The 14,262-nt window shown below is 65.0% G+C and carries 14 protein-coding genes; 12 read left to right on the forward strand and 2 right to left on the reverse strand.

The features are described from left to right. Positions 1-461 precede the first annotated feature (461 nt). The 4 genes from HU735_RS10610 (at position 462) to HU735_RS10625 (ending at position 5,553) form a co-directional block, all read left to right on the forward strand. Positions 462-2,198, forward strand: coding sequence for a type I secretion system permease/ATPase (locus HU735_RS10610; protein WP_186713461.1), 1,737 nt, complete (start codon positions 462-464; stop codon positions 2,196-2,198). Positions 2,199-2,204: 6 nt separating this feature from the next. Continuing rightward, complete coding sequence (locus HU735_RS10615; RefSeq protein ID WP_186713462.1) at positions 2,205-3,542, forward strand: HlyD family type I secretion periplasmic adaptor subunit; 1,338 nt, start codon at positions 2,205-2,207, stop codon at positions 3,540-3,542. Position 3,543: 1 nt separating this feature from the next. Then, positions 3,544-4,872, forward strand: coding sequence for a TolC family outer membrane protein (locus HU735_RS10620; RefSeq protein ID WP_186713463.1), 1,329 nt, complete (start codon positions 3,544-3,546; stop codon positions 4,870-4,872). Between the two features lie 72 nt (positions 4,873-4,944). Continuing rightward, the gene (locus HU735_RS10625) at positions 4,945-5,553 is read left to right on the forward strand and encodes a hypothetical protein (RefSeq protein ID WP_186713464.1); all 609 of its coding nucleotides are present in this window, start codon (positions 4,945-4,947) and stop codon (positions 5,551-5,553) included. 68 nt (positions 5,554-5,621) lie between these two features. Here HU735_RS10625 and HU735_RS10630 read toward each other — a convergent pair whose 3' ends face one another. After that, positions 5,622-6,374 (reverse strand): FecR domain-containing protein, encoded by a 753-nt coding sequence (locus HU735_RS10630; RefSeq protein ID WP_346655358.1) that lies wholly within the window; start codon positions 6,372-6,374, stop codon positions 5,622-5,624. A 298-nt stretch (positions 6,375-6,672) separates the two neighbouring features. On the opposite strand from HU735_RS10630, the gene HU735_RS10635 reads away from it, so the two are divergent. Beyond that, complete coding sequence (locus HU735_RS10635) at positions 6,673-7,005, forward strand: hypothetical protein (protein ID WP_186713466.1); 333 nt, start codon at positions 6,673-6,675, stop codon at positions 7,003-7,005. A gap of 21 nt (positions 7,006-7,026) precedes the next feature. Here HU735_RS10635 and HU735_RS10640 read toward each other — a convergent pair whose 3' ends face one another. Further along, complete coding sequence (locus HU735_RS10640) at positions 7,027-8,685, reverse strand: colicin-like pore-forming protein (protein WP_186713467.1); 1,659 nt, start codon at positions 8,683-8,685, stop codon at positions 7,027-7,029. Between the two features lie 293 nt (positions 8,686-8,978). Between HU735_RS10640 and HU735_RS10645 the strand changes: the two genes are divergently transcribed. The 7 genes from HU735_RS10645 to HU735_RS10675 all read left to right on the forward strand — a co-directional run bounded on the left by HU735_RS10645 (position 8,979) and on the right by HU735_RS10675 (position 14,246). Continuing rightward, positions 8,979-9,359: a hypothetical protein gene (locus HU735_RS10645; RefSeq protein ID WP_186713468.1), complete on the forward strand. Its 381-nt coding sequence runs from the start codon at positions 8,979-8,981 to the stop codon at positions 9,357-9,359. A gap of 143 nt (positions 9,360-9,502) precedes the next feature. Beyond that, positions 9,503-9,847 carry a metalloregulator ArsR/SmtB family transcription factor gene (locus HU735_RS10650; protein ID WP_186713469.1) on the forward strand — a complete coding sequence of 115 codons (345 nt, stop codon included), beginning with the start codon at positions 9,503-9,505 and terminating at the stop codon, positions 9,845-9,847. Positions 9,848-9,868: 21 nt separating this feature from the next. Then, positions 9,869-11,152 carry an arsenic transporter gene (locus HU735_RS10655; protein WP_186713470.1) on the forward strand — a complete coding sequence of 428 codons (1,284 nt, stop codon included), beginning with the start codon at positions 9,869-9,871 and terminating at the stop codon, positions 11,150-11,152. Between the two features lie 15 nt (positions 11,153-11,167). Next, positions 11,168-11,638 (forward strand): arsenate reductase ArsC, encoded by a 471-nt coding sequence (locus HU735_RS10660; protein WP_186713471.1) that lies wholly within the window; start codon positions 11,168-11,170, stop codon positions 11,636-11,638. A 109-nt stretch (positions 11,639-11,747) separates the two neighbouring features. Further along, positions 11,748-12,563: an isocitrate lyase/phosphoenolpyruvate mutase family protein gene (locus HU735_RS10665; RefSeq protein WP_186713472.1), complete on the forward strand. Its 816-nt coding sequence runs from the start codon at positions 11,748-11,750 to the stop codon at positions 12,561-12,563. Between the two features lie 20 nt (positions 12,564-12,583). Continuing rightward, positions 12,584-13,114 (forward strand): hypothetical protein, encoded by a 531-nt coding sequence (locus HU735_RS10670; RefSeq protein WP_186713473.1) that lies wholly within the window; start codon positions 12,584-12,586, stop codon positions 13,112-13,114. Positions 13,115-13,205: 91 nt separating this feature from the next. Further along, the gene (locus HU735_RS10675; RefSeq protein WP_186713474.1) at positions 13,206-14,246 is read left to right on the forward strand and encodes a hypothetical protein; all 1,041 of its coding nucleotides are present in this window, start codon (positions 13,206-13,208) and stop codon (positions 14,244-14,246) included. Positions 14,247-14,262 lie beyond the last annotated feature (16 nt).

Genomic DNA, 14,262 nt, shown 5'->3' on the forward strand with positions numbered 1-14,262 from the left:
GGTGGGCCATGGTTTCTCGAATGGCAGGGGAACGTCCTGTAGAGCCCATTCACTCGGTACAAGAACAGGAGACGAGTCATGTTCTGCTCCCACAGGAATGTCGACAAGGATTCGCGAGGGGTCGGGGCGACAGCAGGCCTGCGGCGAAAGTTCCCACGAACTGATTAAGACTAAAGTTGCGCGGTAAAATCTTGTCAATATTTCGTCAGCAAAAAATATCTCGCATCGATAATGCTTCTCAAGCCACTGTTTTTAATAGGAACTTGAAGGAACATATAGAGCAAAAAGATATTACAAGATATTTCTACACAACCTACTCTGCTGCTTGTGGGCTCCCTGCAGCGTATTCGGAATAACCCGCCAAAAGAGCGACAAAACCTTCTGCAGGCCAGAAACCACAAGGCTTTCAGCCAGACCACCGCAACGGCGGTCGGCATTTTGCGCAGAGGGAGGCTCCCCCGATGACCAGGCAAACAGGTACCCGCTCCGAGCTGGCCGAGGCACTGTTTCAACTGCGACGCAGTTTCTATGCCCTGGCGGTGTTCAGCGGGGTGATAAACGTCATGATGTTGACGCCCGCCGTGTACATGCTGCAGGTGTACGACCGCGCGCTGGTCAGCCGCAACCTCACGACCCTGGGCATGCTGACGGTGCTGGTGGTGGGGCTGTTCCTGCTGATGACCACCCTGGAGATGCTGCGCAGCCGGGTGCTGGTGCGGGTCGGCAACCGCCTGGACATGGCACTCAACCGACGCCTGTTCAGCGCCGCCTTCGAACGCAACCTCAGCCGTGCTGGCGGCAGCCCTGGCCAGGCCCTGCAGGACCTGGCGCAGGTGCGTCAGTTCCTCACCGGCAACGGCCTGTTCGCCTTTTTCGACGCGCCCTGGACACCGATCTACCTGCTCGTCGCCTACCTGATCCACCCGCTGCTCGGCCTGGTCACGCTGGTCGGCTCGCTGATCCTCGCGGCCCTGGCCTGGCTCACCGAAAAGGCCACCAAGCAGCCCCTGGGCGAGGCCAACCACGCCGCCCTCGCCTGCGCCCACTACGCCAACAACAACCTGCGCAACGCCGAAGTGATCGAGGCCATGGGCATGCTGGCGTCGATCAGCCAACGCTGGTTCCAGAGCCACCTGCGCATCCTGCAGATGCAGACCTTGGCCTCCGACCGCGCCGCCGTCATCGGCAGCATCGGGCGCTTCGTGCGCATCACCCTGCAGTCGCTGATCCTCGGTACCGGGGCCCTGCTGGCGATCGAGGGCAAGATCACCCCGGGCATGATGATCGCCTGCTCGATTCTTACCGGCCGAGCCCTGGGCCCGGTGGAACAGGTGATCGCCGCGTGGAAGCCGCTGCTCGGCTGCCGCCTGGCCTGGGGCCGGCTCAACGGCTTGCTGCAGGACTACCCGCAGCGCCCGCCGAGCATGTCGCTGCAACGGCCGCTGGGCATGCTGGCGGTGGAGAACGTCTATGCCGGCGCGCCCGGCACCAGCAGCACCATCCTGCGCGGCGTCAGCCTGGGCCTGACCCCGGGTGAAAGCCTCGGGGTGATCGGCCCGTCCGCCTCGGGCAAGTCGACCCTGGCGCGGTTGCTGGTCGGGGTGTGGCCAGCCCAGGCCGGCAAGGTACGCCTGGACGGCGCCGACATCTTCACCTGGAACAAACGTGAACTGGGCCCCTGGCTCGGCTACCTGCCCCAGGATGTCGAGCTGTTCGAAGGCAGCATCGCCGACAACATCGCCCGCTTCGCCGAGGTGGACAGCGAGGCAGTGATTCGCGCCGCCAGGAGCGCCGGCGTGCACGACATGATCCTGCGCTTTGCCCAGGGCTACGACACCCGCCTGGACAGCGACGGCGGCCCGCTGTCCGGTGGCCAGAAACAGCGCATCGCCCTGGCCCGCGCCCTGTACGGCGAACCCAACCTGATCGTGCTGGACGAGCCGAACGCCAACCTCGACGACCTCGGCGAGAAGGCCTTGGTCGACGCACTCGCCGAGCTCAAGGGCCGCGGCGCCACGGTGGTGCTGATCTCGCACCGCCCCAACGTGCTCTGCGCCGTCGACAAGGTGCTGATGCTGCGCGACGGCGCCGTGCAGATGCTCGGCAGCCGTGAAGAAGTGTTCGCCGCCCTGCGCACGGCCAGCGTGATCCCCGCTGGCGCCGCGACCCCACTGGCTGCCGTCAAGGTACGGGAGTGACCGATCATGATCCATTCCACGCAAACCGAACTGCTGCCCAGCGACGGCACCCCGATCGACCTCGACGTCGGCAAACCCGTGCGCTGGGGCCTGTGGCTGGTGCTCGCCGGCTTCGGCGGTTTCCTCCTGTGGTCCTGGCTGGCGCCCCTGGACGCTGGCGTGGTCGCCACCGGCACGGTCAAGGTCACCAGCAACCGCAAGGCCGTGCAGCACCTGACCGGCGGCACCGTCGAGGCGATCCTGGTGCACGAGGGCGAGCGGGTGAACAAAGGCCAGGCGCTGGTACGCCTCGACGCCCTGCATGCGGTGGCCGAGCAAGGCGCGGTCAGCGCCCAGTACATTGTCAGCAAGACCGTGGAGAACCGCCTGGAGGCCGAGCGCGACGGCCACGACACGGTGACCTTCGCCCCTGCCCTGCTGCGCCAGTTCGAAGACGACCCGCGCCTGTTGGCGGCCATGGACCTGCAACAGCACCTGCTGGCGACCCGCCGCGCGGGCCTGGCCGGCGAAATCGGCATCCTCGAGGAGAACATCGCCGCCTCGGCGGTGCAGCTCAAGGGCCTGCAGCAGGTATATGGCGCCCGCGCCTCGCAGATCGGCTTCCTCGGCCAGGAACTGCAAGGCACGCGCATGCTCGCGGCCGAAGGTTACGTGCCGCGCAACCGCCTGCTGGAGCTTGAGCGCAGCAACGCCGACCTCTCCGCCGGCCAGGCCGAGAACCTCAACAACATCGCCCGGGTGCGCAGCCAGATCAACGAGCTCAGGCTGCGCGTCCTGCAGCGCCGCCACGACTACCTCAAGGAAGTGCAGTCGCAGCTGACCGACACCGCCAAGGAAAGCACCACCCTGGCCGATCGCCTGCGCGCCCTGGACTACGAAGTGACCCATACGATCATCCGCGCGCCCATCGACGGCATGGTCCAGGCCTTGAGCATCGCCACCGTCGGCGGGGTGGTCCAGCCCGGCAGCCGGATCATGGAGGTCGTCCCGCTCGACGAGCCGCTGCAGGTCGACGCGATGATCCCGGTGCAGGCCATCGACCGCATGACCCCGGGCCTGGCCGTGGACATCGCCTTCCCCGCCTTCAACCACGCCAGCACGCCGAACATTCCCGGGCGCGTGCTGACCGTCTCCGCCGACCGTCTACTCGACGAGGAGAGCAAGCAGCCGTTCTACCTGGCCCAGGTGGAGGTCACAGCCGAGGGCATGGCTTTGCTCGGCAGCAACCATATCCGCCCCGGCATGCCCGCCACCGTCACCATCAAGACCGGCGAGCGCAACCTGCTGAGCTACCTGCTCAAGCCCCTGCTCGAACGCGTCGACGCCGCGTTCAAGGAGCAATGAGATGAACCGCCACTGCCTTGGCCTGTGCCTGCTGGCGCTGGCGTCGCCAGCAGGCGCCATGGACCTCAAGCAAGCCTGGGACCTGCTGCAGTACCAGGGGCCGATCTACCGCGCCGCGGTGCATGAACAGCAGGCCGGCCTGGAAAACCGCGCCATCGGCCAGGCCGGCCTGCTACCGCAGGTCAACGCCTCGGCCTACGCCAACCGCATCGACGGCAGCCAGCGCCAGCACGGCATCGACAACGACCTCGACTATGACGCCACCGGCGCCAACCTGCGCCTGCGCCAGCCGCTGTTCAACAAGCAGAAGATGGCCGAATACCACCAGGGCCAGCAACGCGCCGACTACAGCGTGGCGGTGTTCGACGCCAAGAGCCAGGACGCCGCCGTGCGCCTGGCCGACAGCTACTTCGACGTACTCCTGGCCAGCGAGACCATCAGCCTGGCCCGGGCCAAGCTCGGCGCCTTCGAGGAGCAGCTCGGCTCGGCCAGGCGACGCATGCAGCTGGGGGCCGGCACCATCACCGACATCGACGAGTCCCTGGCCCGGCGCGACCTCGCCGAGGCCGAACTGATCGAGGCCCAGGACAACCTGGCCAACGCCAGCCGCAAGCTGGCCGAGTACATCGGCGAGACACCCGTGTCGCTGACCACCCTGCAGGCGGACTTCGCCACTCCGCCGCTGCTGCCGGACAACCTGCGCGACTGGCTGGCCAGGGCCCAGGCCGACAGCCCGGTGATCCAGGCGCGCCGGCACAGCTACGCGCTGGCCGAAGAAGAGGTCAAGCGCGCCAAGGCCGGCCACTGGCCGACCCTGGACTTCGTCGCCGGCTACACCGCCGGCAAGAGCCAGTCGATCTCCGAGCTGAACCAGCGCAACCACTACAGCTCGATCGGCCTGGAGCTGAACATTCCGCTTTACAGTGGCGGCGGCGTCAGTGCGCTGAGCCGCCAGGCCAGCGCCAACAGCGCCAAGGCCCTGGACGAACTGGATGCCACGCGACAGGAAGTCATCACCGGCACCACCCGCGAGTTTCGCGGCGTGCAAAGCGGCGCCCTGCGCGTGCACGCGCTGGAAAAGGCGGTGGCCTCCAACGAACGCTCGCTGCTGTCGGCACGCAAGGGCTTCAGTGCCGGCGGCACCAGCACCAATGCCGATGTGCTCGACGCCGAAGAACTGCTGTTCGTGGCACGGCATGACCTGTTCGAGGCCAAGCTGCGCTACCTGATGTCGCGCCTGCGCCTGGCCTCGGCGGTGGGCAGCCTGGGGGATGATGACATCGACCAGATCAACCGGTACCTGGGGCCGGAGTTGTTGGTGAATAACTAGGTTCAGTCCCACGACATCCGTCCATGGATTGGCGATACTACGCAGCCCTCATCCATGAAAAGGACTTCGCTGATGAAGCGACTGCTTGCCCTCACCCTCCTCACCCTGGCCATCGCCGGCTGCGACAAGGCCGAACAGACCTCCGCGGTGTCCGGCCAATGCGCCAAGGACACCGACTGCAAGGGTGAGCGCATCTGTGAAAGCGGCCAGTGCGTCAACCCGCAGCCTCAGGCCGCGCTACTGGCCAAGCCCGCCGTCACCGCGCCGCTGGCGCCAAGCATCGCCTATGCACCGCTGCCGATCAGCGACGAAGGCGCCGGTCCGTTCAGCGTCCAGAGCATGGAACTGGGCACCGCGTTGAACTACCAGTCCCGGGCAGGCGTGATGAATGTCATGGAGTCCATCGTCGCCGACGCCGAAAGCACCGGCTACGTCGCCATCGAGAAGGCCTACGCCTTCGGCCCCAACCGTTATGTGCTGGTGGTGTCCACGGGCGAAGGCGGCAATGCCTGCCCAGCGTCCACCTATGTCTTCAGCTTCGACACCAGCGACGAGTACGTGGATGGCAAGGCCGAGGTGGACGGCTGTTCGGAAATGGTCGAAAGCATGGCCGAGGGCAACAAGCTGACCATCAAGAAGGATGGCGCCGCGACCGTGGTCTATAACGGCCAGGTGAAGTGAGTGACTGACGCGTGCGGCGCGTTGCAAGTCCCGGCCGCACACTGTCCCGCAAGTGGAAACCGACAGGCTCAGGCCGGCACCACGTTGACCCAGAACCCCAGCACCCGCTGGACCCGGACCGGCAGCACTTCGCTCAGCAGCGCCAGGCTGTCGTCCGGCTGGTCAAGGGACAAGGATCTGCTGACCTGCAATCCCGCGACCCGCGGGTCGCACCTGAGCACGCCGGGGCGATAGTTGTCGAGTTCCTCCAGCACCTCGGCCAGGGGCATGCGCTCGGCCACCAGGTGTCCGTGAGTCCAGGCGCCGGCCCCATCTGGCAATGCAACCCTCGGGGCGCTGCCCGTGTCGCCGAACAATTGCTGCCAACCGGCGCCCAGTATCAACGGAGCGGCCGAACCCCATGCGATGGATGCCATGCCATCGAGCATCTGCACCAGGGTGGCGGACGCCTGTTGCTGGACGATCAAGCGTGCCGTCTGCCCCGGCATGATCCGTACCTGGGTGGTTCGCAGGCTGACACCTGCGCCCTGTGTCACCTCCAGCAGCACCCGCCCATGTTGCAAGGTCACGGCGCGGCCAACGCTGTCCAGCGCACTGCGGCTGTCCAGTAGCACCGAAAGGCCCGGTGCCAGTCGCCAGCCACGTCGTTGTCCCGTGCCAGTGGCGCAGTCACTGAACAGGGCTGGCTTCAGACTAAGCGGATCAACGCCATAGCCAGTGGCGGCAAGCACGCCCCCCATGGCCAGGCCACCAAGTAGCGTTCTTCGCGATAACTGGAGGCGTGCCCCGGGCCACCGCTCATCCGCCATGCCCGGCTTCATCAGCAACAGACCACGCAGCAACGATGCCTGCAAACCTCAAGCGTGGCCCCGCGCCCCACATTGGCTGTCAGTCCCTGGTTGGTTGAAGGCATGCGGCGGCTCTCCGGAGGCAGGCGAAATACATGTATGATAATACTTATCATTTATTTTCAGCCAGTTCAGTCCTTCGCAGGCATAGCCATGGCCATCAGCTGGATGGGTTCATCGAAACCCACAATTCTGCAATGATGCCCCCTGCCCGAATATAAACAGGCGTTGGCGCAGAAATGCGCCAACGCCTGTACGTGATGAGTACCACATGGATCGACAGTATTTCACCCGCCACCTGGCAATGGCTTGCCTGTACCTGCTGGCGGTCAGTATCGCCTGGTCCGCCAGCGGTGACGCCTTCTACCAATCGCCTGGGTGGGTATTGTTCATGGTGCTCAGCACCCTGCTCTACCCCTTCGCCAGATACCTGGTGCAGGCTTGTGCGTACCGGCTGGCCGGCCGTCGAATCTGGACCAGGGGCTTTTTCAGCGAGGATGTGAACAGCCCGGGCCTCAATGCCCTTTTGTCCTTCCTGTGCATGCTGTTCGCCATCCCCCTGGGTACTGCCTACCTGCTCTACCGGCTGTTCGCCAAGGGCTGAGCGCACTCAGCCCAACCCACCTTACAGCGCCATGATGAACGCGTTGAGCTTGGCCACCCGCTCATCCGTCACCAGCGCGCTGGTGATCGCCATCACCAGGGCAAAACCGACGATCCCCAGTGACGCTCCGGTCAACATGCCGAACATCACCGCAACCGCCGCCGTGGCCGCCTTGCCCGCCAGGATGGTTTCGGCCTTGACGAAGAACGGGGTCCAGTTGCCGGTCTGGGTCGCCTTGCGGGCTTCAGTGGCCAGGTCGACGAAGTCCATCACATTGCCCACCGAGCCAAAGGCCTTGCTGAAGCGGGCCAGGTCCTTGGCCATGCGCTCCTTGTCCAAGGCCTCGAGGGCATTGGCAATGGCTTGACGGTCCTTGGCGCTGAATTTCTTGTCGAGGATGTCCTTGTACTGGTCGAACGCCTTGAGCGCCTCCTGCGCGTTGCGAATCCGCTTGCCCTGGGCCTTGTCGGCCAGCTCCTTGGCCAGCGCAGATGCCTTGTCACCGAACTTGGCGGTCAGGTCCTTGTAGAAGTCGGCGGTGAACTTGACCGCATCCTTGATCTGGTCGGCATCACCGGCGCGCTCTGCCAGGCCGCCCATGGCTGCCGCCGTTTCATTCAGCTGGCGCGCCGACTCCTTCTTGAGCAGGGCGTCATGGTAGCTCAGCCATTTGCGGCCGATCTCGGTGTTGTTCTGCAGGAAGACCAGTTCATTCAACGCCTCCAGCTCAGGCTTGCTCAACGGTGCGTTGATCTTCGGGTTGTTCGGCGAGAAGCGGATGGTGATGCCGCCCCGGCTGTAGGGCGGTGGTGCCACGATGGGCCCGACGGCGGCCAGTTTGGCTGCGGCCATGCCTTCCATGAGCGCCTTGTAGTGGTTCAACGCCTGGGCCGTGGACATGCTCGCCACGCTGCCAGCGGCCTTGATCACTTCGTTCTGCAGGAACTCCGGCAGTTGCTGGAAATGAATATCCCGTTCCTGGGCGATCAGCGCCAGGCGTTGTTCCTGCTGCGCCTCGCTGGGTACCGCCTGTGCCTCGAGTCGGTCACGCTGCTGCGCCAGCCCTGCCAGCTTACCCGCCACCACGCCCACGGCCATCGACAGTGCCTTGACCTCCAGTGCCGACTTGTAGACATCGTCATACAAGGCCCAAAGCTTCATCAGGCTGTCGGGGGTCATTTTTCGGGAGTTGAGAAGCTCACGCATCATCTGCTGCGGCAGTACTTCCATGAGGAAGTACGGACTCTGGCCGTACATGCCATACATCTTGGGGGCAATAGTGATGTACTGGGCCTTCTTCGCCTCGATCAACTTCACCGCCGCCTGCTGTTCGGCCGCAGCCGCCTGGGCCGGGGTCAGTGCCTGGCCTGCCTTGGCCGCCAGTTTGTTCTGCTCCAGCTCACGTTCGGTGTCGGCGGTCAGGGTCTTGAAACGAGCGGTGTACTCGGTATCGATCACGGCCTGGTTGGCGATCTGCTCGTTCATGAACTCGGACATCACGTTCGGCGTGGCGATGTCGCGAATCGTGCCGCCCGAGCCCTCGCCTCGGCGCGGTCCCTCTTGCAATCCCCACCCTCCGGCGTTGCCGACGTAACCGCCGCCACCGCCAGGCCCGTAGGTCTGTACGCGATCCGGAACGATCACCAGGGGTTGCAGTTCTGTATATCCTTTTTGTGCCATCGGTACTGCTCCTTGCTAAAACTGATACCTGCCGGCGTGCCATGTGGCTTGCCGTCAGGTAGATATTCTATGCATTTGCATGCATTTATGCAATAGAAATAAATGCATTAACGCATATTTCTGACCAATACATTCCCGCCCTGTCAGCGTAACGCGTCGAATTCGTCGACTACGCCGGCACCGGCCCGGCAGAACTTTTTTTGTTTTACCGGTCTATTGGGTGAGTGCGTTCCACGGTGGTTTCACAGCCACCAAACGCACGCTCAACTGCCAATCAGAGGTTGTCTTCACTCATGAAATTCCCTGCCCCATGCATGCTGCTCGTTGGCCTGTTCGCACTCGCGGCCGCAGGCTCGGCATCCGCCACACCGATGAAGACTTCGACACCTCCCGCCCACACCCTCGACCTGGCGGACCGCCAGGCCAGCGAAACCCCTTGGCCAAGCCTGGCCAGCACGCCCTCGGCAGCGCTGCTGGCCCATGACGATCGCTACCGGCACGACGAGCGCTGGCACGATCACCGCGACGACTGGCGTCGGGAACAGTGGCGCCGCGAACAATGGCGCCGGGAACAGCACCGCCGGGAAATGGAACGGCAGCGCTACTGGGAGCGCCATCACGAACGCGCCCTGCGACATCGCTATGACGACGACCACCGCTACTATCGCCGCTGAACAGTCCATGCGCTGCCTGCTTCCCTCTGGAACAAACATGACTTGAGCTGACACCGCGTGGGAGCGGGCTTGCCCCGCGATGGGGTTGCGCTTTACATATGGAAATTCGTATATTCGATTTTCCATATATACAGGCCATCACCATGCTCACGCCCCCCGAGGTTTTCAAATGCCTCGCCGACGAGACCCGCGCACGCGCCACCTTGCTGATCGCCCAGTCGGGCGAGTTGTGCGTCTGCGAGTTGATGTGCGCCCTTGGCGACAGCCAGCCGAAGATCAGCCGCCACCTGGCCCAGCTGCGCAACTGCGGCCTGTTGCAAGACCGCCGCCAGGGCCAGTGGGTGTACTACCGCCTCGCCCCGCAGCTCCCCGCCTGGGTACATGACCTGCTGCAGCTGACCCTGCGGGCCAACGAAGCCTGGCTGCATGACAACACCACCCGCCTGCAGCACATGGACGGCCGCCCGCAACGCGCCGCCTGCTGCTGAACCTGCCCCCGGAAAACACCCATGCTGATCGCGATCGCGGTATTCGTCTTCACCCTGGTGCTGGTGATCTGGCAACCCCGTGGCCTGGGCGTGGGCTGGAGCGCGGCACTCGGCGCGCTGATCGCCCTGGCCGTCGGCGCGGTCTCGCTGCAGGATATCCCGGCGGTCTGGGCCATCGTCTGGAACGCCACGGCCACCTTCATCGCCATCATTATCATCAGCCTGCTGCTCGACGAAGCCGGCTTCTTCGAATGGGCCGCCCTGCATGTGGCGCGCTGGGCCAATGGCAGCGGCTACCGACTGTTCGCCTTCTGCGTGCTGCTGGGCGCGGCGGTGTCGGCACTGTTCGCCAACGACGGCGCCGCGTTGATCCTAACCCCCATCGTCATGTCGATGCTGCTGGCCCTGCGCTTCTCGGCGGCCACGACCCTGGCGTTCGTCATGGCCGCCGGCTTCATCGCCGACACCGCGAGCCTGCCGCTGGTGGTGTCGAACCTGGTCAATATCGTCTCGGCGGACTATTTCGGCCTGGGCTTCGGCGAGTACGCCGCAGTGATGGTCCCGGTGAACCTGGTCAGCGTCGCCGCCACCCTCGGCGTGCTGTGGCTGTTCTTCCGCCGCGACCTGCCCCGTCACTACGCCCTCGATGCGCTCAAGGCCCCCGAGGCGGCGATCCATGACCGCGCCACCTTCGTGGTCGGCGGCTGGATGCTGGTGGTGCTGCTGGTCGGGCTGTTCGCCCTTGAACCGTTGGGCGTGCCAGTCAGCGCGGTGGCGGCGGTGTGCGCGGCGATGCTGTTCGCCGTCGCCGCCCGCGGCCATCGCATCTCCACCCGCCGCGTGCTGCGCGAGGCGCCCTGGCAGGTGGTGATCTTCTCGCTGGGCATGTACCTGGTGGTGTACGGCCTGAAGAACGCCGGCCTCACCGACCTGCTCACGCAACTGCTCGACCGCCTGGCCGCGCACGGCCTGTGGAGCACCACCCTCGGCACCGGCCTGCTCGCCGCCTTGCTGTCGTCGGTGATGAACAACATGCCCAGCGTGCTCATCGGCGCGCTGTCGATCCAGGCCAGCGATGCCCAGGGCTTGGTGCGCGAAGCGATGATCTACGCCAACGTCATCGGCTGCGACCTGGGCCCCAAGATCACCCCCATCGGCAGCCTCGCCACCCTGCTCTGGCTGCACGTGCTGGAGCGCAAGGGCATGCGCATCACCTGGGGCTACTACTTCAAGGTCGGCATCCTGCTGACCCTGCCGGTCCTGTTGATCACCCTCTCGGCCCTGGCCTTGCGCCTGAGCCTTTGATACCCGGAGCGCCCCATGCGAGTCCTGTTCATGTGCACGGCCAACAGTTGCCGCAGCATCCTCAGCGAAGCCCTGTTCAACCACCTGGCGCCGCCGGGCTTGCAGGCCGTGAGCGCCGGCAGCTTTCCAAGGGGCCAGGTGCTGCCGCGCAGCCTGAGCACCCTGCAGCAGGCCGGCATCGCCATCGAGGGGCTGAGCAGCAAAGGCAACGACGCCTTCGCGCACACCCCGCCGGACATCGTCATCACCGTGTGCGACAAGGCCGCCGGAGAAACCTGCCCGGTGTACTTCGGCCCGGCCCTGAAGTGCCACTGGGGGCTGGCGGACCCGTCCGAGGTGGTGGGCGACGAGCAGGCCATCGACGCCGCCTTCCGTGCCACCCTGGCGCATATCGAACGGCGCTGCCGGGCGTTCCTCGCCCTGCCCCTGGACCGCCTCGGACGCGATCAGCTTGGGGTTGAGCTGGAGAAGATCGGCAGGCTTTGAGGGCTGGTCCTTTCGAGGCGCTGCAACACGCTCGTCGAACCCCAGGGAAAATGGCAATCTAGGCCCCGCAGTGAACCATCAACAGGATGTTCAAGGGAGTCATGTCGTCATGGCAGCACTGGATCGCGTTTTTCATGGGCTTCACCAGCAAGGGTTGTTACTCCTGGCCAACGTGGCGGACGCCGGCGGCGCGCGCCTGGTCGAGCGCCAGGGCAGCCAGGCGGTCGCCACCAGCAGCGCCGCCGTGGCCTGGTCGCACGGTTACCAGGACGGCGACAAGCTGCCCCTGGCACTGCTGGCCGGCACCGTCGAGTCGATGGCAAGGGTGCTCAGCGTGCCGCTGACGGTGGATATCGAAGGCGGCTATTCGGACGCCCCCGAACAGGTCGCCAAGGTCGTCGACACGGTCATCGCCGCCGGCGCGGTGGGGATCAACATCGAGGACGGCACACAGCCTCCCGAACAGCTCCTGCGCAAGCTCGACGCCGCCAGAAACGCCGCGAGCCGGCGCGGGGTCGACCTGTTCATCAACGTGCGCAGCGATGTCTACCTGAAGAACCTGCTGCCCGCCGAGCAGCGCCTCGAGGAGCTCCTGCGGCGTGCCGCGCGCTATGCCGCTGGCGGCGCGAACGGACTGTTCGCCGCAGGCGTGGTAGAGCCCGGCGAGATCGCCACGCTGTGCCGGGAGGTGACGCTGCCGGTCAACCTGCTCTGGCGCGCAGGCTTGCCCGGCCCGGCCGAATTGCAACAGCTTGGCGTTCGCCGCCTGAGTGCCGGATCGAGCATCGCCGAGTTTCTCTATGGCGCCATGAGCGGCCTGGCCCAGCGCTTCCTGGAAAGCGGCCAGTTCGACACCCACGGATTGAAGGCCCACAGCTATGCAGAACTCAACGCACTGATGGCCAGCCAGGCCGATGGTTCCTGAACGGTAGGGAAAAGCTGTACGTGTTCAAGCTGACCGCGAAATACCTGGCCCTCGTCGGTGTCTGTACGCTGGCGAACGCTCTCCTCTACCTGAACAACCAGTGGGTGTTCTACAAGGAAGGAGAAGAGTTCTACTACCTTGGGTTGATCATCCTCGGCCTGGTCCTCGTTGCCTTGCCGGCGGGCCTGCTCTGGGGCATCGGTGTCCTGCGCCGTGAGCTGGTGCATACGCTCCACAGCCGCAGCCGGCGCCTGATCACCCTGCTGGCCTGCTCGGCCCTGGCTCTTCAGGCGTCGCAGGCGGTAATGGACAATGTCTACCTGGATCGATACGGACTCAGCGAGGCGACCCTGTGGTCCAGTGGCAGCGAGAACTTCAACCTCATTTCAATGCGTGGCAAGGCGCTTTGCACGATAAGCACCAAGACCGGCGTGCATTTCGAGGATGTAAATGGGGATGGCTTTGCGGACATGTTCCTCGAGCGAAGCCCGCCCATGCACTATTTGCCGGAGCGCGACACATTCGACAACTGCCCATCCCCGGGTGGCTAGGCACACGTCAGCAGACCTGCTGCCGGCCCACTGGACGAATCGCCGGAATCGCCCTAGCATCGGCGCCCCACGGCCTCACTCACGGATGATCATGCCCCCCGCCGCCCGCCTGCTTACCCTGTTCGCCCTGTTCTCCCTGGTCAGTGCCTGCAGTATCAATGGCACCTACATCGACAGCACCCGCCCTGATGCCGCCAAGCTGCGCTACATCTCGGGCAATGGCAGCGCCACTCTCGACCTGTTCGACAGCGCGCGCTGTGAAGGCCGGACCACCGGCATCCTCAACAACCTCTTCGTGCCCGACTCGCGTCGGCGCGCCGACATGAGCGTGCCGCCGCCGGCAAACAGCAACAGCTACTACGAGATCCGCCTCGAGCCCGGCCAGCCGGTACATGTTCGCGCCAACACCCAGGGCGCCAACACGGTCTGCTCGGCCTCGTTCACCCTGACACCGCAGGCAGGCTCTGAATATGAACTGCGCTTCGACCAGTCGCCTGGCTACTGCCAGGCGACGCTGGTGCGCCTGCAACGGGTCGAGGGCAAGGACCAGCGCCAGCCCTATCCGATGATCGACACCATCCCGAGCGCCTGCTGGGGTACCTCGGCGTTATTCCCGAAACAACCCACGCCGCTGCCCGACACTGCCAGGCGCACCGCGTTGATCGACAGCATCATCCGCGACAGCGTCACCCCGCAGATGGAGCAACTGACCACGTTGCGTAAAGCCGTCGCCCTCACTCGGCAAGACTCCCCCGAAGTCCAGGTAGCGGCGCGCAAGCGGGAACTGGGCCTCGATCTGCCAGAGGCTTACTGGCAGCAGTACCAGCAGAACCTGCAAACGCTCGCCGAGGCGCTCGCCAACCTCAAGGCACGTACGCTGGAACGCTACGATGCCGACAGCCGCGCCTACCTGCGCAGCGTGCGCGACGAGCAGTTGCAGGTCTGGGCCGGTGGCAACAACGACGCGGGCCTGCCGAGCAAGGCCCAGCGCATGCGCGACATGGCCTACTACTACAACTATGTCCTGCAGGAGACGATTGCGCAGATCAACCTCGAACACCTGCGCAGCATGGCTGAACTGGATCAACGCGAAGGGGTTTGCAAGCGCTTCGCCGGATGCTGGAAACTCTAGGCCGTCAACCGAGCGA

It is taken from the genome of Pseudomonas sp. BW16M2 (assembly GCF_014268865.1).
GTDB classification, from domain to species: Bacteria; Pseudomonadota; Gammaproteobacteria; order Pseudomonadales; family Pseudomonadaceae; genus Aquipseudomonas; species Aquipseudomonas peradeniyensis.